At 47.2% G+C, this 20935-nt stretch carries 15 protein-coding genes; 5 read left to right on the forward strand and 10 right to left on the reverse strand.

Annotated features, from left to right (window positions below):
- The first annotated feature begins 261 nt into the window (after positions 1–261).
- The gene (locus LEPBO_RS0111130) at positions 262–2394 is read left to right on the forward strand and encodes a TonB-dependent receptor plug domain-containing protein (protein WP_017287642.1); all 2133 of its coding nucleotides are present in this window, start codon (positions 262–264) and stop codon (positions 2392–2394) included.
- A gap of 55 nt (positions 2395–2449) precedes the next feature.
- Here LEPBO_RS0111130 and gltD read toward each other — a convergent pair whose 3' ends face one another.
- Together gltD and gltB are read right to left on the reverse strand one after the other, a co-directional pair.
- Positions 2450–3928: a glutamate synthase small subunit gene (gene gltD, locus LEPBO_RS0111135; protein WP_017287643.1), complete on the reverse strand. Its 1479-nt coding sequence runs from the start codon at positions 3926–3928 to the stop codon at positions 2450–2452.
- Between the two features lie 106 nt (positions 3929–4034).
- Positions 4035–8621, reverse strand: a complete 4587-nt coding sequence (gene gltB, locus LEPBO_RS0111140; RefSeq protein WP_017287644.1) for a glutamate synthase large subunit — start codon at positions 8619–8621, stop codon at positions 4035–4037.
- A 373-nt stretch (positions 8622–8994) separates the two neighbouring features.
- Here gltB and LEPBO_RS0111150 point away from each other — a divergent pair, with 373 nt between their 5' ends.
- The 3 genes from LEPBO_RS0111150 to LEPBO_RS0111160 all read left to right on the forward strand — a co-directional run bounded on the left by LEPBO_RS0111150 (position 8995) and on the right by LEPBO_RS0111160 (position 10813).
- Positions 8995–9273 carry an NIL domain-containing protein gene (locus LEPBO_RS0111150; protein WP_026148562.1) on the forward strand — a complete coding sequence of 93 codons (279 nt, stop codon included), beginning with the start codon at positions 8995–8997 and terminating at the stop codon, positions 9271–9273.
- 42 nt (positions 9274–9315) lie between these two features.
- Positions 9316–10047, forward strand: a complete 732-nt coding sequence (locus tag LEPBO_RS0111155) for an SDR family NAD(P)-dependent oxidoreductase (protein WP_017287647.1) — start codon at positions 9316–9318, stop codon at positions 10045–10047.
- An 88-nt stretch (positions 10048–10135) separates the two neighbouring features.
- Positions 10136–10813, forward strand: a complete 678-nt coding sequence (locus LEPBO_RS0111160; protein WP_026148563.1) for a hypothetical protein — start codon at positions 10136–10138, stop codon at positions 10811–10813.
- Here the strand turns inward: LEPBO_RS0111160 and LEPBO_RS0111165 are convergent.
- Positions 10779–11873 (reverse strand): ABC transporter ATP-binding protein, encoded by a 1095-nt coding sequence (locus tag LEPBO_RS0111165; protein WP_017287649.1) that lies wholly within the window; start codon positions 11871–11873, stop codon positions 10779–10781. The genes LEPBO_RS0111160 and LEPBO_RS0111165 overlap by 35 nt on opposite strands.
- Positions 11874–11964: 91 nt before the next feature.
- On the opposite strand from LEPBO_RS0111165, the gene LEPBO_RS0111170 reads away from it, so the two are divergent.
- On the forward strand, positions 11965–13617 hold the full coding sequence (locus LEPBO_RS0111170) for an ABC transporter permease (RefSeq protein WP_017287650.1): 1653 nt from the start codon (positions 11965–11967) through the stop codon (positions 13615–13617).
- Between the two features lie 108 nt (positions 13618–13725).
- On the opposite strand, the gene LEPBO_RS36800 is transcribed toward LEPBO_RS0111170, so the two are convergent.
- The 7 genes from LEPBO_RS36800 to LEPBO_RS0111210 all read right to left on the reverse strand — a co-directional run bounded on the left by LEPBO_RS36800 (position 13726) and on the right by LEPBO_RS0111210 (position 20755).
- Positions 13726–15117 carry a glycosyltransferase family 2 protein gene (locus LEPBO_RS36800; protein WP_172410464.1) on the reverse strand — a complete coding sequence of 464 codons (1392 nt, stop codon included), beginning with the start codon at positions 15115–15117 and terminating at the stop codon, positions 13726–13728.
- A 378-nt stretch (positions 15118–15495) separates the two neighbouring features.
- Entirely contained in the window at positions 15496–15924 is a 429-nt protein-coding gene (locus LEPBO_RS0111185) for an FKBP-type peptidyl-prolyl cis-trans isomerase (RefSeq protein WP_017287653.1), read from the reverse strand.
- A gap of 63 nt (positions 15925–15987) precedes the next feature.
- Entirely contained in the window at positions 15988–17154 is a 1167-nt protein-coding gene (locus tag LEPBO_RS0111190; RefSeq protein WP_017287654.1) for an ABC transporter permease, read from the reverse strand.
- 20 nt (positions 17155–17174) lie between these two features.
- Complete coding sequence (locus tag LEPBO_RS0111195; RefSeq protein WP_017287655.1) at positions 17175–18320, reverse strand: AI-2E family transporter; 1146 nt, start codon at positions 18318–18320, stop codon at positions 17175–17177.
- A 94-nt stretch (positions 18321–18414) separates the two neighbouring features.
- Positions 18415–19260 carry an Npun_R2479 family HD domain-containing metalloprotein gene (locus LEPBO_RS0111200; RefSeq protein WP_017287656.1) on the reverse strand — a complete coding sequence of 282 codons (846 nt, stop codon included), beginning with the start codon at positions 19258–19260 and terminating at the stop codon, positions 18415–18417.
- A 107-nt stretch (positions 19261–19367) separates the two neighbouring features.
- Positions 19368–19691: a hypothetical protein gene (locus tag LEPBO_RS0111205; protein WP_017287657.1), complete on the reverse strand. Its 324-nt coding sequence runs from the start codon at positions 19689–19691 to the stop codon at positions 19368–19370.
- 104 nt (positions 19692–19795) lie between these two features.
- Positions 19796–20755, reverse strand: coding sequence for an orange carotenoid-binding protein (locus LEPBO_RS0111210; RefSeq protein WP_017287658.1), 960 nt, complete (start codon positions 20753–20755; stop codon positions 19796–19798).
- Positions 20756–20935 lie beyond the last annotated feature (180 nt).

Genomic DNA, 20935 nt, shown 5'->3' on the forward strand with positions numbered 1-20935 from the left:
GCAGCAATAGGACAAAGCGCGTCGTCGTGCAGGAATAGCTATACAAACGGAACGAGCCAGTCATTGCTGGCTCGTTCCGTTTGTAGTCTAAGCCAATCAGTCCAAGCTAATCAGCAAGCAATTGTTGTGATCAATTTTTAAGACTAAGACGCTCTGTCTTTTGACAGCAGACTGGAAAAACCTCTATACAGATGATTGTCAGTGCCGCTTAAGTTCAAAGCCTGAAAGGCTGCTTAACTATGGCTTAGTCTCATAATTCTAATGAAACTCTCTTTATTTGGCATCGCGTTTCTCTCTAGCGCGGCATGGATTTGTGTGTTTACGCAATCAAGCTATGGTGCAGAAGCATCAGCTAAACCGAATCTGATTCCGTCTGCTATACCTCCTGATCAGTCTTTACCTGATACAGCAAGTTTAACCCCTGCTCATCTTCAAGACTTCCAAAAGCCGCTTACAGAGGCTCGTTTACTTCAATCAAACTCTGCAACGGTGAGCTTAGAGCGCAAGGCAACAGACATTGCACAACAAGAAGAACCTCTAGACTCATCACCAGAAGAAGAAATTGTTGGGGTTGAAAAGCTACAAAAGCCAACTTCAACTCCGGTTTACACAATCGAAGCGGATGAAATTCGCCGTGAGAGTGCAGATAGTTTAGCTGAGATTTTACGCGGATTGCCTGGATTCGCGGTCAATGATGTCGGCTTTGGTGCAGATATTCACACTGGAACCTTTTATCGTGGAGCTTCGATCAATCAATCTGTCTTCTTGCTCAATGGTAGACCGATCGGCACAAACGTCAATACCTATCATGGTGGCACCGATTTAAACTCAATTCCCACAGGTGCGATCGAGCGAGTTGAGCTATCGAGTGGAACGGCTGCAACCCTTTACGGTTCTGAATCAGTAGGGGGTGTCGTGAATGTTGTTACCAAGAAAGGAACGGGCATTCCGCAATTCAATGGCTTTGCTCAGTTGGGATCGTTTAGTTCCTCAAACTATCGAGGCAGCTATTCTGGTTCACTTGGAGCCGTTGATTATCTATTCAGCTATCAGCGTTTCAAAGCAGAGAATGATTATCGTGTCCCGGTTGGAGCCGCAAATCGGGGGGCAGATGGGCGATTGTTCAATGGGGATTCGACTCAAGATAATTACTATGGCAATTTGAGTTTAGATCTCAATGATCGTAATTCGCTCAGTTTAGATGTTTCAACTGTTACGAGTCGGCGCGGTCTATTGTACTTTGGATTCCCATTGCAGCGCGATCGCTTAGACCACGATACTGTAAATCTCGGGTTGACCTGGAAAGCGCTTGTAGGGAATGGAGAAGACTCCACGCTCAACACAACCTTATCGTTTAATCAAGATTACTTTAGTACTTACGGACCGACACAAGCGGTTTTCTTTCGACGCGGCATTTTGAACTCTCGCAGTTTCAATGCCAGAGTTGAACACGATTGGCAAACGAGCAAGACGAACAATCTACGTTGGGGCTTTGATCTACAAAATTCACAACTTAATGGAGAAGCTTTTAGTACACTGCCGCGACTAGCTCAATTAAATGGCGAGTTCGATCGCGATCGCTTTCAAGCTGCTTTGTTTGCCTTGAATACTTGGCAGATTACCAATAATTTCCAAGCAGAATTAGGTCTGCGCCAAAACTTTACGAGTGAATTTGGGAGTTATCTTAATCCGAGTGTTGGAGCGCGTTGGGCACTATCGCCCAATCTTGCCCTGCGGGGAAGTTGGGTCTCTGTGCATCGCAATCCAGGTCTGGATCAACTTTATGCGTTTGATACGGTGCATAATTGGTTGCCCAATCCGGATCTCAAGCCTGAAACCGGATCATCTTGGACGACTGGTTTTGATGTACAACTGGCTAAAAGTTTTACAACACAGGTTACTTATTTTGGGAGTCGGTTAAACGATCGTATCTCAGTTCAGTCCGGGCGATGGGCGAATATTGGGGTAGTCAATACGAATGGTATTGAGGCAGCTTTGCGCTGGCAGGTTTCTTCGCAGTGGTCTACCTTTGCAAACTATACCTACACCGATGCAAAGATTGGTAGCGGTGTAGAACGAGGATTGCAATTGAGTACAGTTCCCTTCTCAGTGGCGCGATTTGGCATTGGTTATGCCTCAAACGGATGGGAGGTAAATCTATATGCGAACTACTTCAGCGGTGCACGTCGTGCTTTATTTACGCTAGCAAGTGATAGTCCCCGCGACTTTTCACCCTCCTGGTTCAGCTTTGATCTAGGTTTGCGAATTCCGGTTACTCGTGGGCTTGGACTGACTGTATTTCTCGAAAATCTTGCCGATCGTAGCTACGAAAAAGCCAATCGCATTTACCAACCTGGGTTGACTTATCGAGTGGGCTTGGTTTCAGATTTCTAGTGCTGATTCACCGTACTGCCCGTGATTAGAAACCACGGGCAAGATGATCAAACAATTAGGGTAGATTAGTTTCGCCCATCAGATAGAGATCGCATTCTCTCGCCGCGCCACGACCTTCATTGAATGCCCAGACAACTAAACTTTGTCCTCGACGGCAATCTCCGGCTGCAAACACCTTGGGAATACTGGTCGTGTATCTACCGTATTCGGATTTGATGTTACTACGGGCATCGCGATCGAGTCCCATTGCATCGAGTAAAGGTTGCTCAGGTCCTAAAAATCCCATTGCGAGTAGTACTAACTGAGCCGGAATGATTTTCTCAGTTCCCGGAATTTGCTTAGGAATGAACTGTCCTTGTTCATTGCGTTCCCATTGCACCTCGACCGTGTGAACTGCTTTGACATTGCCCTGCTCATCGCCTTCAAAGTGCGTTGCCGTTCTCAGATAAGCCCGAGGATCACCTCCGAATTTTGCGGCAGCTTCTTCTTGTCCATAGTCCATTTTGTAGACTTTTGGATATTCAGGCCAAGGATTGTTGGGAGCGCGTTCTTCGGGTGGTTGAGGTAAGATTTCGAGTTGGACAAGACCGTTACAGCCGTGTCGAATCGAAGTCCCAACACAGTCCGTTCCGGTGTCTCCTCCACCAATGATCACAACATCTTTGCCTTGAGCGGTAATCGCTGGCTCGGTTTGGTCTAGTACAGCTTGAGTGTTCGCGGTGAGAAAGTCCATTGCGAAGTGAATGCCTTTAAGTTGGCGACCTTCGATCGGTAAATCACGCGGTTTCGTCGCACCTGTGCAGAGTACAACTGCATCAAAATCTCTCAGCAAGTCTTCAGCAGGCAGATCTTTTCCGATTTCAGTATTGCAAACGAATTTCACACCTTCGGCTTCGAGGATGTTTAATCGCCGCATCACGACTTCTTGTTTGTCGAGCTTCATGTTGGGAATGCCATACATGAGCAAGCCACCGGGACGATCAGCCCGTTCAAACACAGTTACCCAATGTCCGACTTTATTGAGCTGAGCCGCAGCAGAAAGTCCAGCAGGCCCAGATCCTACGATCGCAATTTTCTTACCTGTTCTTTTGGCAGGAGGTTCGGGCTTGATCCAGCCTTCGTTCCAGCCTTTTTCTGCGATCGAGTATTCAATGTTCTTGATCGTGACGGGTGGATTGTGAATGCCGAGTACACACGACCCTTCACAAGGAGCAGGACAGACCCGCCCAGTGAATTCGGGGAAATTGTTGGTTTTATGTAAGCGATCGAGTGCTTCTTTCCAGAGTCCGCGATAGATCAAATCATTCCATTCAGGAATGAGATTGTTGATTGGGCAGCCGCTCGCCATGCCGCTAATTAAGGTTCCCGTATGGCAAAACGGAATGCCGCAATCCATACAGCGCGCGCCTTGAGTGCGAAGATTTTCCTCAGGCATGGAGAGGTGGAATTCGTCCCAATTGCGAATGCGATCGAGTGGTGCGAGTTCGGAAGGAAGTTCGCGCAGATATTCGATGAATCCAGTTGGTTTTCCCATAGGTTAAGAATGTTTTTTAGGTAAAGGGTTTGAGAAGGTGGGGAGTGGGGGAATGGGGAGAAGCAGAAACTTCTTTACTGCTGCCTAGCTCCCTATTCCTCTATCTCTAACTTCCTCCTACACGGGCAACGTCGCGGGCATTTTCCTCAAACGCTGCTGTTAAAGCATCATCACCACTCAGGCCTGACTCTTCAGCTCGTCTTAGTGCTTGGAGTACTCGCTTGTAATCTTTTGGCATGACCTTCACAAACCGCGATCGCGCTTGCTCCCAGTTTTCCAGGATGTCTTTTGCCTTATGACTATGCGTGTAATTGGCGTGATTCTGGATCATCTGACGCACGATCGCAATGTCTTCGGGGTCTTCAAACGGCTCGATCGCAACCATCTGCATATTGCAACGGGTAGCAAAATCTCCGGCTTCATCATAGATATAAGCCGCTCCGCCGCTCATCCCTGCTGCAAAGTTCCGTCCAGTTGCTCCGAGAACTACGACAGTTCCGCCGGTCATATACTCACAACCGTGATCGCCAACACCTTCGACAACGGTATTCACTCCAGAGTTGCGAACACAGAATCGCTCCCCAGCAATGCCATTGATATAGACTTCGCCTTTGGTTGCTCCATACATTGCAACGTTGCCGATGATGATGTTCTCAGATGGATCAAACGAAGAAACTGCCGGAGGATAAACAATCAGCTTCCCGCCACTTAAACCCTTTCCGAGATAGTCATTGGCATCGCCTTCGAGTTCGAGGGTGACTCCTTTCGGCACAAATGCCCCAAAGCTCTGTCCCGCACTTCCTTGGAAATGGAGATGCACTGTATCTTCAGGCAAGCCATTCCAGTGTCGTTTTGTAATCTCATTGCCAAGAATTGTTCCGACCACGCGATTGACATTCCGAATCGGTAGCGTTGCTTTAACGGGTTTGCCTTCTTCGATCGCATCTTTACACAGATCGACTAGCACAGTTAAATCCAGCGACTTGTCTAAGCCGTGATCCTGCGGAATCTGGCAATACAAGCCAACAGAGGGATCAACATCAGGCTGATACAGGATCTTGGAGAAATCTAGACCTTTTGCTTTCCAATGTTCGACTGCTTGTTTTGCTTCTAAGATATCTGTCCGTCCGACCATCTCATTCAAAGTGCGGAAACCGAGCTGTGCCATGATTTCGCGGACTTCTTGAGCAATGAACTTCATAAAGTTCACTGTGTTGTCCGGATCGCCGATAAAGCTCGCGCGCAATTGAGGATCTTGAGTCGCAATCCCAACCGGACAAGTGTTGAGATGGCAAACCCGCATCATAATGCAGCCCAATGTGACGAGTGGAGCAGTTGCGAAGCCGAATTCTTCAGCACCCAGCAACGCTGCCATGACCACATCGCGTCCAGTTTTCATTTGTCCGTCAGCTTCGACAACAATGCGCGATCGCAAATTGTTTAACACTAACGTTTGATGAGTTTCAGCGAGTCCCAATTCCCAAGGTAAACCTGCATGTTTGATCGAAGTTTGGGGAGATGCGCCCGTTCCGCCATCGTAACCAGAGATCAAAACGACATCAGCATGAGCTTTGGAAACACCTGCTGCAATCGTTCCGACTCCCACTTCCGAAACGAGTTTGACACTGATGCGTGCGTCTCGGTTGGCGTTTTTCAAGTCGTGGATTAGTTCAGCTAAATCCTCGATCGAGTAAATGTCATGGTGCGGTGGTGGCGAAATCAAGCCGACTCCCGGAGTCGAATGTCGAACTTTCGCAATCCAAGGATACACTTTGCGTCCTGGAAGCTGTCCGCCTTCTCCAGGCTTTGCACCTTGAGCCATTTTGATCTGGATTTCTCTCGCCTGAGACAGGTAGAGACTGGTTACTCCAAACCGACCGGAAGCAACTTGCTTGATGGCGCTATTCTTAGAATCGCCTTGTTCATTGCTCCAAGTGTAACGATCTGGATCTTCGCCGCCCTCACCCGTATTGGATTTACCGCCGATGCGGTTCATGGCGATCGCTAACGCTTCATGAGCTTCTTTCGAGATTGATCCGTAGCTCATTGCTCCAGTTTTGAAGCGTTTCATAATTGCTTCAATTGGTTCAACTTCTTCGAGTGGGATGGGTTGGCGAGGCTTAAATTGCAACATGCCGCGCAAGGTAAAATGCTGCTGATTTTGCTCGTTGACTAACGCAGCATATTGCTTGAATAGCTCGTAATTTCCTTCTCGAACTGCTCTTTGCAGCGTGTGAATCGTTTGCGGGCTGAAAAGGTGAGCTTCACCTTCTTTACGCCATTGATATTCACCGCCGACTCCCAAAGTTTGTCCACTGGGTTGACGCTCTGAGAACGCTTGATGATGACGAAGCAGTGCCTCTTGGGTAATGACTTCGAGATCCACGCCTTCAATCCGAGAAGCAGTCCAGGTAAAGTAACGATCGACAACCGAACGGTTTAAACCAACTGCTTCAAAGATCTGTGCGCCTCGATAGCTCTGAATGGTTGAAATGCCAATCTTCGACGCAACTTTGACCACGCCTTTGGTTGCTGATTTAATGTAGTTCTTGCAAGCCGTTGCATACTCTAGATTCGGGAGTAAGCCTTGAGCAATCATCGATTCGATTGTCTCAAATGCTAAGTAAGGATTGATTGCGCCGCAACCATATCCAATCAGCATGGCAAAGTGATGAACTTCACGCGGTTCGCCCGATTCGAGTACTAAGCCAACTCTGGTTCTCGCACCCGTGCGGATCAAATGGTGATGTACACCAGCGACAGCAAGTAACGCCGGAATGGGAGCATTTTCAGCATCCACACTGCGATCGCTCAGAATGATGAGATTGATTCCAGCTTCAATTGCTTGGTCGGCTTGAGTACAGAGATTGTCGATCGCGCTTTCTAAGCCTTTTACACCGGATTTGGGATCAAATACGATCGCAATTGTCGTCGATTTGAAGCCTTGCTCATCGACCTGTTTGAGTTTTGCCAAGTCCTCATTGCTGAGAATTGGGCTTTTTAGCTCAATCAAATGACAGCTTTCTGGCAAAGGTTTGAGCAGGTTTTTCTCAGCTCCAATTGTCGTTTCGGCTGAAGTGATGATCTCTTCTCGAATGGAATCGATCGGCGGATTGGTCACCTGAGCGAATAGCTGTTTGAAGTAGTCATACAGCAGCTTGGGTCGATCAGAGAGAACAGCTAAAGGCGTATCTGCACCCATTGCTCCCACAGCTTCAACGCCATCTCGCGCCATCGGAGTGATCAACAAGCGCAACTCTTCAAACGTATAGCCAAATGCTAATTGACGCTGAAGCACAGTATTGAGATCAGACGAAGACGGAGGTGCATCTTTGAGATCAGCAAGGCTGACCATATGTTGATCAATCCAGTCTTGATATGGCTCAGCACTGGCAATTTGGTGCTTGATTTCTTCATCCGCTACAATCCGACCTTGTTCCATATCAACGAGGAACATTCTTCCGGGCTGCAACCGACCTTTTTGAGCAATCCGCTCAGGCTCGATCGGTAAAACTCCGGCTTCAGATGCCATGATCACCAAATCATCTTTGGTGACATAGTACCGAGACGGACGCAAGCCATTGCGATCGAGAACAGCTCCCATCATTCGACCGTCCGTAAATGCGATCGAAGCTGGCCCATCCCAAGGTTCCATCAAGCAAGAATGGTACTTATAAAATGCCTTGCGCTCAGGACTCATCGACTCATGGGCTGTCCAAGGTTCCGGGATCATCATCATCACGGCATGAGGCAGCGATCGACCGGATAGTGTCAGCAATTCCAAAGCATTATCAAAAATCGTGGAATCACTTCCGTCAATGTTAATAACAGGCTGTGCTTTTCTTAAATCGTCGCCAAATAAATCAGATTCAAACAAAGATTGCCGAGCGTGCATCCAGTTGATGTTGCCGCGCAGGGTATTAATTTCGCCATTGTGAGCGATATAGCGGTAAGGATGCGATCGCTCCCAACTCGGGAAGGTATTGGTACTAAAGCGAGAATGCACTAATCCCAAAGCACTTTGCAAATCGGGATCGCTCAAGTCAGGATAGTACTCTTTCACCTGCAAAGGCATCAACATGCCTTTATAAACCAAGGTGCGGCAAGAAAGACTAGCCGGATACCAGAACGGATCAATCCCAGTTTGGCGAATGGCACTATGCGATCGCTTCCGAATCACATACAGCTTCCGCTCAAATGCTAAATCATCTGCTAAATCCGCCGAGCGTTGAATAAAGACTTGCTGCATAAAGGGTTCACTGGCTTTTGCCGTTTCCCCTAAGGTCGAATTGTCAGTTGGAACGTCTCGCCAGCCGAGAACTTTTTGTCCTTCCTCTGCCACGACTTGCTCAAATATCCGCCGCCCTGCTTCGCGCTGAGCACGATCGGGAGATGAATAAACCATCCCGACCCCGTACTGTCCAGCATCGGGCAAAGTAATGTTCAATGTCGCAGTCACTTTCTGAAAAAAGCCATGCGGAACCTGCATTAAAATGCCTGCCCCGTCTCCCGTGTTCGTCTCAGCTCCACATGCTCCCCGGTGCTCCAAATTCGCCAAAATCGTTAAGGCTTGCTGCACGATCGAGTGAGATGGTTGTCCTTTCATCTGCACAATGAACCCAACTCCACAGGCATCATGCTCGAACTGCGGATCATACAAACCTTGCTTCGCGGGCAGTCCGTATCTAGTCATTATCATTACCCTAACAGTGGCAGAGAGAGTGTTCACTAGAGCTTCAATGAAGATATCTCTAGTACTTTTGAAATTCTCTAATACACTTCCGAGATCCCCTTCAGGTCTTAATAAAGATCTCAGATCTGTATCTCCAGAGCTTTCAATTCAGGATCTTCTATCTTGCGGCAGGTTGAATTTCTAGGGTTTAAAGTTGATAAAAATCAACAATTTTCCGGCAAATCTTGCGGCTTTGTAACATGATTCAACATCTTGCAGCGAATTTTCTGTCGAGAAAGTGCTAATTCGCTGGCATCAAACTCTTTCGCTTCCATATAAAAATAATATACAATAAATCGATAGGCTTACCGTACTTTAACAATTTAGGAGAAAAATGATGTCTACGAGTACGAACATTGACCGGACGACTGAGCAGCGCATCCGCATCCGCATTCCCCGGCACTACCATCAAGAGCCTGTGATTTCGCAACTCGTCTCGCAGTATCAGTTAACAATCAATATTGCTGCGGCGATTTTGGGTGCGAATGCGAGTGGAGACGGCTGGTTTGATCTCGTTCTAAAGGGACATCACACCAATATTCAAGCGGCTTTGAGTTACTTGGATGAGTTGGATTTGGAGGTTTGGCAGGGTGAGGAATCAGACGGGTGGTAAGCGCCGCGTTATACTCAATGTAAAGTTTTGTAAAAACAACTGATGATGAGTAAGGCAGCGCTAGTTGTAGGGGCGAGTCAAGGAATTGGGCTGGAATTTGCCCGACAATTGCTCGATCGAGTGGATCGGGTTTATGCGACTTATCGCAGTCCTGATTGCGATCTTTTTCAGCTTGATTCGCCTTCTCTAGAGCGGCTGCAACTTGATCTCACTGATGAGGCTCAGATCGAACGTACGATCGCCAAAATTAAGTCAGAAACGTCTGAATTGCACTACATCATCAACTGTGTGGGTGTATTGCACGATGGAGCGATGCAACCAGAGAAAAGCCTGCGACATCTCAATGGGGATCAGCTTCTCAAGTATTTTCAAATTAATAGTATTGGCGCGGTCTTGTTAGCCAAGCATGTGCAGCCGTTGTTGAAGCATCGCGATCGCTCCGTTTTGGCGACAATTTCGGCAAAAGTTGGCAGCATTGGAGACAATCAGCTTGGGGGCTGGTATGGTTACCGGGCTTCTAAAGCAGCGTTGAATATGTTCATGCGAACAACTGCGATCGAATATAAGCGGACTTGTCCGAATGCAATTGTGGTGAACCTGCATCCAGGGACAACGGATACAAGACTATCTAAGCCGTTTCAGAAGTCTGTGCCGCCAGAGAAATTATTTTCGGTCGATCGTACCGTTCGGCAACTGCTCGACGTGATTGATCAACTGGAAAATCATCAGGGTGGCGAGTTTTTCTCCTGGGATGGGACACAGATCCCTTGGTAAAGTTTTTCAGCCTCAACCTGGAGAGTGGTGTGATTTAGGTGAATCCTAAATTAGACCTACTTGTCTATTAAGAGGTTGAGGAAAAGCAATGAATCCGAATAAAGCTAGGGTGTTAATCTCGTTGGCATTGATGGTCGCAGGAGGTGTGGGCGCTTTAGTCGCACTGAATCAATCGCCGTCTGACATATCATCTTTTCAGACTCCGCCTGCACAACCTGAACCCGTGGTTGTGCAAAAAGTTGCTCAAAAACCGATTCAGCAAGCTCCGCAGCAAAGTCGATCGCAAGAAATTGCCACTCAGCTTGATCAATCGATGGCCGGACAATTTTTGAAGCAACTGTCGGGTCAAGCGGATGCGAAAGTAGAAGCATCCAAAAGCGCGATCGGGAATTTTATCAAGCAGAAAACTGACGAGCAGCGGCAGTATGTGAAGCAAATTGTGATCGATGCTTTAGAAGAAACGGTTTCAGGGGAAGTCAAAAAACAGACTGAATCGCTCAAAGCTGAATTCAAAGGCGTTCAACTTACCCCAGATCAGTCGGCTCAAATCCAGCAAGCTCGACGTGAAATGCAAGCTGAAATCGTCAAAGAACTGCAAGCCAATCCAGAATTGCTGAAACAGATCCAAACGGGCAAAGTCGATCAAACTTTATCGCAGCCGTTGAAAGACTATAGCCAGGTTGTGACCACTGTTTTAACTCCGCAACAGCGAGCACAATGGCGCAAGAATTTCAATGCGCTGCACTCTCAAGCTGTGAATCCCTAGTCGGTTCAAACAATCGCACCCCAGATAAATTCACTTTGACGCGCACTCGTGTGCCAATGTCTAACGCAGGCTTCACAGCGCTCAGGACTTTCAGGCGAGTCCCTGAGCTAGTTTGAATACAGTATCGATGCTCACGCCCTAAAAATTGACGATCGACAATCACAATCGATCCCGCTGGAGCAGGTTCTAACTTAATGTCTTGCTGTCGAATCATCACATCAGCTTGATGGGCAAATTCTCCAGAATCTTCCACCATTAATGTTCCGATCGCAGTTTTCCAACCTGTACCACTATAAGTCGCAGGTAAGAAATTTCCTTGAGTCACAAATTCTGCAACGAACCGGGTTGCAGGCTCGTCGTAAAGCGTCTCAGGAGTTGCTAACTGTTCTAATTTGCCTTGATTCATCACGGCAACTCGATCCGAAATGGACAACGCTTCTTCCTGATCGTGCGTGACAAAAATTGCAGTTGTTCCAGTGGTTTTGAGAATGGTGCGAATTTCTTGTCGGAGATGCGATCGCACTTGCACATCCAAGTTACTCAACGGCTCATCGAGCAGAATCAAAGCAGGCTGAGGCGCTAATGCTCGCGCTAATGCAACTCTTTGCTGTTGTCCACCGGAGAGTTCGTGCGGATAGCGTTTTTCTAACCCCGATAAGCCGACTTGCGCGATTGCAGCCGAGACCATTTCTTTTGCTTGCTGAGCGGGATAACCCGATCGCTTGCGTCGAGATTTTTTTAAGCCAAATCCCACATTTTCTGCCACATTCAAATGCGGAAACAGCGCATAGTCCTGAAAGACCATGCCAATATCTCGCTGTTCAGGAGCTTGCCAGTATTTCCCACCTGCAACTTGCTGACCTGACAATTCGATGGTTCCAGATTCAGGTCGCTCAAATCCTGCAATCAGTCTCAATAATGTAGTCTTTCCACAGCCCGATGCCCCTAGTAGGCTTAATAACTCACCTCTTCGCAGCTTTAGCGAAACGGCATCTACAACAGGCGTAGCGGAAAATCGCTTTGAAACCTGGTCTAATTGCAAAATGATCGAGTCAAGCATTAGAGTTCTTATAGCGGCAAACTTATTGAGACTAATCATCAACAATTTTGAAGCCCTAGTAAAGTAGTTTTACAAGATTTCTTGAGAGCATATGCAAATTTCGCGGGCGAGAGAGACTCGACGTTCTAGATTGAGTGCATGGACGATCGTTGTAATTGCGATCGCAGTTTTAATTGCATTCCCAATCTTTGCTGTATTGAGCGGATTATTTGCAGATGCCAGATCAGTTTGGCAACATCTCGCAAGCACAGTTCTGACCACTTACATCACGAATTCGCTCTATTTAATGCTTGCGGTGGCGCTAGGTGTCACGATCATTGGAACGGGCACAGCTTGGCTGGTGACGATGTGCCGATTTCCAGGAAGTAGAATTTTAACTTGGGCATTGCTGTTGCCGCTGGCTGCTCCGGCTTATATTTTGGCGTATACCTATACGGATTTGCTCGAATACTTCGGGATTGTGCAAACGACGTTGCGATCGTGGTTTGGCTGGAAAACGGCACAAGAGTATTGGTTTCCCAATGTGCGATCGCTTTGGGGTGCAGCAGTGATGCTGATTTTGGTGCTGTATCCCTATGTCTATTTGTTAGCGCGATCGGCGTTTTTATCTCAGTCAGTCTGTACTTTAGAAGCCAGTCGTAGCTTAGGCTGTAGCCCGTGGCAGAGTTTTAGAAAAGTGGCTTTACCTTTGGCACGTCCCGCGATCGTAGCAGGGTTGTCTTTAGCTCTGATGGAAACTTTAAATGACTATGCAACCGTTCAGTTTTTTGAGGTCAGCACGTTCACGACTGGAATCTATCGCACTTGGTTTGGTATGGGCGAACGGCTTGCAGCAACTCAATTAGCTGCATTTTTATTGATATTTATTTTTGTCTTGATCTGGTTAGAACAACTTTCAAGAGGACGAGTCCAGTACTATCAATCTTCCAATTCATCGCCTGTTCAGAAATATCAGCTTCGGGGCATCCGTGCGATCGTCGCGATTGTATTTTGTATCATTCCTCTATTTCTCGGCTTTTTGATTCCGGCAGGTGTGCTGCTCAATATGACGTTAGAAAATTGGGAAGATGCTTTTGATCAGAGATTTTGGGGCTTTGCAACGAATAGTTTAACTGTGTCCGGGATTGCAGCCTTGGTTGCGATCGTAGTGGGAATTATCTTGGCGTATGGGTTGCGTTTAGATCGCTCCCTGATGATGCGAGGGGCGACTTACATTGCTTCAATGGGTTACGCTATCCCCGGTTCTGTGATTGCTGTTGGGATTTTAGTTCCGTTGGGATTGTTTGATAATGCGATCGATGGCTGGATGCGATCGACGTTCAATTATTCAACGGGCTTATTGCTGAGTGGAACGATGTTTGCGCTGGTGTTTGCTTATTTAGTTCGATTTCTTGCCTTGTCGTTTAATAGTATCGATGCGAGTTTGGCAAACATTAAACCGAGTTTGGATGATGCGTCTCGTAGTCTCGGATTTGGCGCGACGAATACTTTATTCCGAGTCCATGTGCCGCTGTTATGGAAGGGAGTTTTGGCAGCAGCAATTCTCGTTTTTGTCGATGTAATGAAAGAATTGTCTGCAACGCTGATCATTCGTCCGTTTAACTTTGACACGTTGGCAGTGCATGTATTTAACCTTGCGTCTGATGAGCGACTCACGGAAGCCTCTGGATCAGCTTTAGCGATCGTACTGGTTGGCTTAATTCCCGTCATTCTTCTCAGTTGGCAAATGGAGCAGAAGCGGTAAGAAGATGAGTGAGAGCCGTATTGTTCCTCATCTCTCCCACTATGACTTTCAAACTAAAAAAGCTCCAAGTTTTTAGAAAGCTTGGAGCTTTTTTAAGTCGAAATCTTGCTACTTCGCTTCCGGCAAAGCATCCGTTGATCGACGAGTCACAATCCATTCGGTATTGCCAACAATGTGGTCATAAATTGCCGTAATCGCAATCACACTCTTAAACACACAGTAGAACGGAATAAAAAAGCAATAGACCAAGAAATCTCGTCCAGACTGCTTGATGGCATCAGTTCGTACAAGCCAAGCTGCCAAAGCTTGTAACGGACCACTTGCCAAAGTCAATGCTGTCATTGTCCAGATATATTCCGGTGCAATATCCGGTGCATTCTCTCCCGCTAAGGTCAGACTCAATGTAATTGGAAACGCTTGCAGGGCGACAAAATGGAATCCCGCACTGTAGACCAAAAGCAACGTCCAATAAAACTTTTGCCAGTTATCGAGTCTTAGCGATCGCGCAATCGTGCCTTGATATTTCAACGTCACTTCTAGCCAACCTTGTGCCCACCGCTTGCGCTGGAACCAGAACGATCGCACATCCACAGGCGCAAGTTCAGTTACCACGATCGTCGGATCATGGACGATATTATGTCCGCTCAACAGGGTTCTAAAACTCGCATCGATGTCTTCAGTCAACATCTTCGACGAGAAGCCAATCTTCTTTAGTACCTCAGTCCGCCAATATCCGTTTGCCCCACAGAACACGCCTGTATCGACTAAAAGTGACTTCGCCGGATGACTCACCCCATAAATACACTCAAACTCCACCGCAATCATGCGCGTCATGAAGTTCACATCCTGGTTGCGAATCACATTTCGTCCTTGTACCGCGCTGTAGCGATAATTCGATAACCAACGCCAAGCGCGAGTAAAGCTGTCTGGATTCGGGTGATGGTCTGCGTCCAAGATTCCAGTCACTTCGCCCGTGACGATTTCTAAGGCTGCATTAATGTTTTGCGCTTTCGATCGACTGCCTTCAACACAGAGCAATTTCAACTCCGGATGTTCTTCTGCCATCCGGTCTAATCGATCTTCGACCGGTAAGCGTTCTGGGCGGTTGTACGCCAGAATCACTTCTAATCCCCCTTCCGGGCGTTCCATCGTGCTGAGAATGTGATCTAGCGTATTGGTAATAATATGCTGCTCATTGGGCAAATAGGCTGCAACAATCAGCGAACACTTGGGAACCGCGCCCGGCGATCTCAACAGCGGATAAAGCGGTTGAGTTCTCGGCGATCGCATAAAGCGCTGCACCATCCCGAACTTCGGCATCTTGGCGGGGCGACCGCGACGATATGTAATTGCCGTCGAAACTGCCTCACCGATCACAACGATCGACGTAACAAAATACAAAATCGGAATCAAAACATGGAGAAACGACAAATTCCAACCATTCTCCAGAATGTAGTAGTAGAGCACCGTTGGTAGCCCAATTACCACAAAATGGGTCAAAAGAATTTTGTCCAGAATCGGACCGAAGAGGTTAACCGGTTTGTGCAGCAGTCCCTTACGCATAACAGTTTTTTAACAACCTAAAAGGGTTCTTCATAGATAGAAACCATGTGTTACAAGAAGTTGTCAAATCCTGAAACCGCCAATTCTGAGAAGAAGTCGCGGAAAGCCTTACTGCTTGCACCCTTCGGCAAATTAGGTAATATGGCTCAGGATTCAAACGATCCTGGTTTAGATTTCTCTCAGACACGGACTAATCCGGATCACAAGAAAACTTCACATGTTTTCGCTTGGATTACGGAATTTTGACAAATAAAAAGGTCTTGTGAACATAAACTTTTGCCCACAAGACCTTTTTTCGACAACTGATTAGTTTTATTAACCAATTTCGACTAGTTGTATATCAAATGTTAAATCTTCTCCAGCGAGCGGATGATTTGCATCCAGGGTGACATCAGCATCAGATACGTCCGTAATTACGACTGGAATCGATTGTCCAGTTGGCTGTCGAATTTCCAACTGTTGTCCGACCTCTGGCTGTAGGTCTGGCGGCATTTGAGCACGCTCAACGACTAAAACCATGGCTTCTTGATAAGCGCCGTACGCTTGATCTGCCGGAATGATTTCCGTTTTGGAATCGCCTGGACTCATCCCCATTACTGCATTCTCAAATCCAGGAATAACATTCCCTGCGCCCAACGTGAATTCTAGCGGATCAGCGTTGACAGAAGAGTCAAACACTGTCCCATCGTCGAGTTTTCCCGTGTAGTGAACTCGAACTGTATCGCCTAATTTTGCTTGTGCCATTTGAAAGTTTCTATTAGCGTTTCCTCAGTCTAAAGGGTTTTCCAATTTTGATCACCCCTTTTTCTACCGCTGCAAACTGCGCGGATCGAGCGCATCCCGCAAGCCATCGCCGAGTAGGTTAAACGCCAAAACCGTCAACACGATCAAAATAGCGGGAGGCCACACTAACCAGGGTTGCAGCACCAGAATTGAGGCATTCGTGGCGAGCGACAACATATTTCCCCAAGAGGGATCGGGCTGCTGAATGCCAAGCCCAATCAAGCTCAGAACCGATTCTGCAATGATAAAACTGGGGACTTGCAACGTCGCTGAAATAATCACATAGGTTGCGGTCTGAGGTAAAACGTGTCGAGTGATGATGTAGAGTGACTTTCCACCCATGGCGCGTGAGGCTTGAACAAATTCTCGTTCTTTGATCGATAACACTTGCCCCCGAATCACCCGTGCTAATCCTGCCCAACTGATAAACGAGGTAATAAAGACGATCAGTAGAAATCGCTGCGCGCTACTTAAGCCCGGTGGAAGGACTGCGGCTAATGCAACAAGTAAGTAGATGCTTGGGATCGTCATCAATACTTCTACAATCCGCATCAGCACCGCATCGACCCAACCTCCGACATAGCCTGAAATGCCACCAACGAGCATCCCGATCGGGAAAGACAACGCGATCCCGACGAGTCCAATACTGAGACTAATCCGACCACCGTAAAGGAGCCGACTAAACAGGTCGCGCGCTTGCTCATCAGTTCCCAGAAGATTAAATTTGCCCTCCCCTGCCGTGCCAAACAGATGCAGATTGCCTGGAATTCCAGAAAAAAGTTCGATTTCTTCAAACTTGGGATCGCTGAGTGAGAAGTTCGTTGGTAACGGTAAGCGAATTTGGAACAATCGATACGGTTCGCCTTGTACGAAGAGTCTGAGTGGTGAAGGCTTTGATCGATCAACTTGCAATTCGCGATCGCCCGTATTCACATCAATGGGACCTTGAGTGGTTGGGTAAACATGAGGTCCAATGAATTGATTATTTTGATCCGTCCAATAAATCTGAGTGGGCGGTAACAATGCGCCATCCGTTTGTGGTTTACAGGCTCCACTGGTAATGGAAGCCGTATCACAGGGGCTATAAGGAGCAACGAATTCTGCCGCAATCACGGCAACATAGAATAACGCTAGTAAGATTGCTCCAAACTTAGCTAACGGATTGCGTTTGAGCTTTTGCCACCAGTCCATAGGTCAGAAGAAATAAAGGATTAATGCGAATCTTTGACGATCACAGTAACATTCGGTTCGATATCGGGATCAACCGAAAGCATGGGTTCCAGAATACTATTTTCCACAGCTTCCGAGAAAATTGATCCAGCTTGTGGCGGGAGGTCAGGATTCATCAGGATTTCGACGATCGTTTTCACGACACTGGTCAAGGGAATTGCCAGAATCACGCCTAATAGTCCTGCTACTCTAGCACCCACTAGCAAAGACGTGAGAATAATCACGGGACTCAATCCTGTCAGCTCGCCCAAAATCCGAGGCGCGATCGCATTATCTTTGACCTGCTGAATCGCGATCGCGGTTCCTAACACTTCGATCGCCATCCACCAATCAATAAATGCCACTAAAATCCCAACCGTGGCAATTCCTAGCGATGCCCCAATAAATGGGATCACTTCCATCACCCCAATAAACACCGCAAACACGAGAAAGAATGGAACTTTTAACCACCAGAACGCCAATGAAAGCGCGATCGCCATAAACAGCCCTAACAGCAATTGTCCTGAGGCAAATCGCTGCAAACTATCCCGCATCGAATTCGTTAAACTCTCCTGAATCGGCTGAGAAAAGATGCCTGTGATCCCGCCCCAAATCTTCGCTCCGTCTAGGACTAAATAGAACGAAATCACCAGAATCAGGATCAGATCCAAAACCCAATTAAAGGTGTTCAGAACCAATCCGATTCCGGTTGATGCGATCGTTTTTGCTTGCCCTTGTAATTGAACCGAGAGTTGTTGTTCTAAAAACGAGAGATCAAAGCCTAAATGCCGAGATTCTCCCCACGTTTGAAAGTCTTGGAGTTGTTGCTGTCCCGATGCAATCAGATTCGGTAAATTTGCCGTCAGTTGTTGAGTCTGTTGAATAATAGGCGGCGCGATCGTCACGGCAACTACCGTTAAAATCAACCCTGCAAATAGATAGACCACTCCAGCAGCTAACGCCTTGGGCATAACTTTTCCCAATCTTGCCACCGGGTAATTCAGCAAGAAAGCGATTAATCCTGCCGTGACGAGTACGCTGATTAATTCTCCAAAGTAAGTGAGTGCATTCAGCGTCAGCCACCCTGAGACGAGAATTAACAGCCAGGTAATCAGAAATTGTTGAATCGGAGAGAAAAAACGATCCATACAGCAAACAGCGCGATCGAGTACCCCTCAATTTTGCCGTTAATCGCGTAATTTCGCCGTTCAATTCACGAGACACCGCTTTCTCTAACCGATTTCAGGTGCAATACTCGTCGGAGGGTTCATGCTCGACGACAAACACGTTTGAGTAGAGATTGGCAACGATTTGCTTGCCTTGTTGAGTTAAGGAGAGATAGTAGAGCGCCTGTTTGACATAGGGATAAACACCCTGCCAATAGAATTTTGGATAATTTTTTCGTAGATCTCCTGGATGGCGATAGCCTAAAGCTTTGTTCACCCCAGTTTCCTCGAATTCGTAATAGAGTGCGCTGATTTTCTTCAGATAACGCGGATCGCTGAGTTGTCCAATCAGATCAGAAGCGCGCACCAGTCCTGGATAATTGCTCGTGTCTTGATGGTCTTCAGCCGCAGGAACGGGGAAGCGGGTCAGTTCAATATTACGTTTGACCACTTCGACATCGATGAGTTTATGACCACCAAATCGTTCGTCAATGAAGAGTTTAGCGCGATCGACATGATACGGAGTCATGGCGGCATCAGATGAGCCAGGCGGTACTGAAACCATCGCGCCATCACGACCTGTGGCATATAGCCCGGTCTTATCTTGGCGGCAAACGCCTCGGACATACCCGATATCGTGGCAAACGAGCGAAACAATAAAGTGCAGCCAGTCCTCACACGACACCCCGCCGTCTCGAATATGCCGTCCTCGTAAGATCTCTTGACCCACCAGGGTGACTAAAATCGAATGTTCAACGTTGTGATAGAGCGCGTCACTGTTGGCAATATTTTCCATCGCCATCGACCCAACCCAACCAATAATGTCTTCGTAATCTGATTTCCAGCCGCCATAGGTTCGGTGATAGCCTTCTTTCAGTTGGCGAACAAAGTCATCAATGAGAAGTTCTGTGGCGTTAAACATGTTGGGGCGAATTTAGATAGAGGAACCCTCTTAGGTTTCCCGCCCAACTTTATAAAGTAAAGATAGGGCTTAATCTAATCTTTCAATTCAAGATAAGCCCTAAAAAATCAGCCCATTCTGACCAAGGCTGAAATTTTGGCAAGTTTATCGGCTGCCAATCCTTTGAGTTCATTGAGATCCAACCACTTTTCGCGGACGAGTTGGGCAAACACAAAAATCAAAACCGAGTCACGATAGTCATATTTCCCGTCGATTTCGTGCCGTCTGGCGCTCAAAAAATCGTGGAATTGCCACAGATCGCTGACTTCTGAGACCTGATTGGCTCGTTCAGCAACGTCTTGCATGAGCGCCTGAATCTCTCGTTGATACGCTCGATCGAATGCGGATCGAGAAATCTCTTGTTCGGTCTGAGTCCAATGAATTTCGCTCACTTGCTTCGTTTACTCACATCACAGTCTGCCAATATACAAATGAATGGACGCTCCTAAGATTCAGAACATCCATTCTTTGAGAATTTACGATCGCAAATTTATGCTTATCGCATTAGATTTAAAAGTTCTTTCGGCGAAGCGAGCAGGTCGATCGCAACAAAGAAAATTTTACCTTCAGGATTGAGCAGGAATCTCCACGCCATATTCATCCCAACTGCTGCACCAAACCAAGGTGTTTGAACTTTTCCAGTGACTTTGATTTGGGTATAGCCATCTTCTGCGGGTTCAGAAACGCCGCGTTCGGGCATCAAGTTGAGGTTCTGGCATTCTTCACGAAAGAAGCGCATCACTCCTTCTTTTCCAACGATCGGTTTTTGGAAAGGAGCTTGCAGTGCGCCATCTTCACTAAAGAGTTGGATCAGCGCATCGAAATCGTTGGCGTTCATGTTGTTCATGTACTGCGTCACGGTCTGATTGTCGATACCTTCAATCTTGACTTGAGTACGTTGAGCTTCTGCTTTTGGAGCGACGACGGGTTCAGAAACTCGGTTGTAGCTGCCCAGTTTATTGACGTCGTAGCCCATGTTGACGACTGAATTACGCAACACAGTAATTTGCTGACCTTGATCTAGACCTCTCAAGGATTGCAGCACCGCAGAAGCGTTGGCAGATAAGGTGTATCCGGTTGGAATGGGGGCGACGATGCCTTGCTCCATCCATTGTCCAAGCTGATACCAGAAACCAAGTTTGATGTTTGCCGACCAGGTGGAGTAGGTACGGCAAATCGGCGTGTCGGCATTGTTTGCTAAGTCACACATGACCTGAGTTTGCTCAGAAAACGGCATTCTCTTGATTTGCGCTAGGGTCGATTCTGCAAATTGCATGCTTGCAGCGCCGGGAGCCGCGATCGTGATCGTCTTGCCCATTTCGAGGAAGGCAAACCATGTCCAGGCGAGCTGGTCTTCTGCACTCAATTGATTGAATCGAGCAGTGAGGGCAGGTACAGCATCGGCTGCGAGAGTGTTGGGGAAAATACTACGCGCTGAGTCAATCGTAATCGCCATAAGAATACCTGCAATATTGGAGTGAATTCAGTGGGAAGTGTCACTCAGAACACTTGGGTCGCTCTGTTTCCTCACTAACCATTAGTCTACATCAAAGTTAACAATTCTCTTTATATTTATTTACATTTGTCTAATCTGGCGAAATCAATGCTGCATTTTTCATAAATATCGCCAATTCAT

This window comes from Leptolyngbya boryana PCC 6306 (assembly GCF_000353285.1).
Taxonomy (GTDB): domain Bacteria; phylum Cyanobacteriota; class Cyanobacteriia; order Leptolyngbyales; family Leptolyngbyaceae; genus Leptolyngbya; species Leptolyngbya boryana.